At 55.5% G+C, this 2164-nt stretch carries 2 protein-coding genes; both read left to right on the forward strand.

Annotated elements, in window-relative coordinates; genetic code table 11:
* Positions 1–80: 80 nt before the first annotated feature.
* On the forward strand, positions 81–1454 hold the full coding sequence (locus AC5SEO_RS26815; protein WP_495364204.1) for an ISNCY family transposase: 1374 nt from the start codon (positions 81–83) through the stop codon (positions 1452–1454).
* A 49-nt stretch (positions 1455–1503) separates the two neighbouring features.
* Positions 1504–1896, forward strand: a complete 393-nt coding sequence (locus AC5SEO_RS26820) for a cupin domain-containing protein (protein WP_111799685.1) — start codon at positions 1504–1506, stop codon at positions 1894–1896.
* The last annotated feature ends 268 nt before the right edge of the window (positions 1897–2164 follow it).

Genomic DNA, 2164 nt, shown 5'->3' on the forward strand with positions numbered 1-2164 from the left:
CCGCAAAGTTAAAGTGTCCTGTTTCTGCAAAGTTGGAATGTCACACTCCCCGGATCTGAATGATACCGGGGAGATTGCGGATGGGACTGATCACGATGAGCGAGCGCGATTTGCAGCGGATCGAGATTTTGTCGAAAGTCGTTGATGGCCGCATGACCATCGTCGCAGCGGCGCATGTACTGGCAATCAGCGCCCGGCATGTTCAGAGGCTGATTGGTCGTATTGAGGCTACCGGCGCTGCCTCGATCAGACACAAGTCAATCGGTCGCCCGTCGAACAATAAAATCGCGACCGGCGTCCGTGATTACGTTTTGATGCTGGTGCGCGAACGCTACCTTGATTTCGGGCCAACGCTGGCGGCCGAGAAGCTTCAGGAAGAGCATGGCGTCACAGTCTCGCGTGAGACGCTGCGTAAGTGGATGCAGGATGCTGGCATATGGCTTTCGAGAAAACAGCGGCGGGCGTTTCATCAGCCGCGGTTGCGGCGCGAGGCTTATGGTGAACTGGTGCAGATCGACGGCTCCGAGCACCGCTGGTTTGAGGACCGTGGCCCTGCGTGCTCTCTGCTGGTCTTCGTCGACGATGCGACCGGAAAGCTGATGCAGTTGCGGTTTGTTCGATCGGAGAGCGCTTTTACCTATTTCGAGGCGCTTTCGCTTTACCTTGAAGAGCATGGCGCACCTATCGCCTTTTACTCCGACAAACATTCCGTTTTTCGTGTCGCCCGGAAAGACGCCAAGGGCGGGCAAGGCATGACGCAGTTTGGTCGCGCGCTATCGGAGCTGCACATCGAGATCCTTTGCGCCAATTCCAGCCAGGCCAAGGGACGCGTCGAGCGTATGAACAGGACATTGCAGGATCGGCTGGTCAAGGAATTGAGGCTTGCCAATATCAGTGACATGGAGACCGGCAATGCGTTTGTGCCAGCCTTCATCGAGCGATACAATGACCGCTTTGCGGTGACCCCTACCCGCCCCGACAACCTCCATCGGCCTGTCAATCTGGCGCCAAGCAGGCTGAATGACGTGCTTTGCAAACGCGAGCAAAGACACGTCGGCGCACAGCTTTCATTCTCCTATGAGCGCAAACGCATCATGCTTGAGGAGAACGACGTCACGCGCGGCCTGGTTGGAAAGTATGTCGAGACATTCGCTTACGTTGATGGTCGACTGGATATTCGATGGAAAGGTCACTCGTTGCCTTACAAGATCTTCGACAAGGACCAGCGCGTGACCCATGCGGCTGTGGTCGAGAACAAGCGTCTCGGCGAAGTACTGGCCTACATCAAAGAGCAGCAAGATCGAGACCATGCAGCTGCGCCAAAGACCAACAGTGAGAAGATCGGCTACAAGCCGAGAGGCCGCAAACCCGGTCCGCGCACGGATTTCATGAATGATCCGGACGTCATTGCGAGACGGCAAAAGGCTCTTGCTCAAATGGATGCGGCTGAGTGAAGGCCGCATTCGTTACCACGCCCATTTCTTCTCTCACAAGGAAACATCAATGAAGTGCCTGCGCATCTATTCCTCAACGGATGGCGAGTCTCATTTCGATGAAATCGATTTGCCAACGACCAAACTGCAAGTTCATCCAGATGCCGTTCCTTTCGATGTCACAGCGAGTTACCCAGCCTCTCGTGTGCGCATCACGCATATTCCCGCAGGGATGCGAGAAGTCGCGTGGCATAAGGTGCCAGAGCCTGTGCTGACGGTAAGACTTAATGGTTCTGTGGAATACGAGACTAGCGATGGTGAGGTGCGCCGCGTTTCTGCGGGCAGCTTCGTGCTGGTGGAGGACACGCACGGAAAAGGCCATCTCTCGCGACACTCGCCAGAGGCTCAGACCGTCATCTGGATTTCATTGCCAAACGGTCTTGAACTCCTACCTACGCAATGACCGCAGTTGGCGCAAAGCAGTGGTTTCGATTGAGAAAGCTAAAGCCGAAGGGTGTGTTCCATCACCCGCCCCCTCCCTACCCTTGCAACCCGGCCCAGCCGGTCCGGTCGGGGGCTGATTGTTTGAGCCAGTGTCGCATTTCTAACTGGCTGGCAGAGCGACAGATGACATTTTAACTTTGCACGATTCGCGACATTTCAACCTTGCCGCCACACCGTATGTAGCCGGGTACATTCTATTTTCAAGTGCGACATGCCAATGATTTCAA

Source organism: Agrobacterium sp. K11 (assembly GCF_059429395.1).

Bases quoted from the DNA above. Each gene is read 5' to 3' on its own strand.
- AC5SEO_RS26815 (WP_495364204.1), top strand. From the start codon at position 81: ATGGGACTGATCACGATGAGCGAGCGCGATTTGCAGCGGATCGAGATT.
- AC5SEO_RS26820 (WP_111799685.1), top strand. From the start codon at position 1,504: ATGAAGTGCCTGCGCATCTATTCCTCAACGGATGGCGAGTCTCATTTC.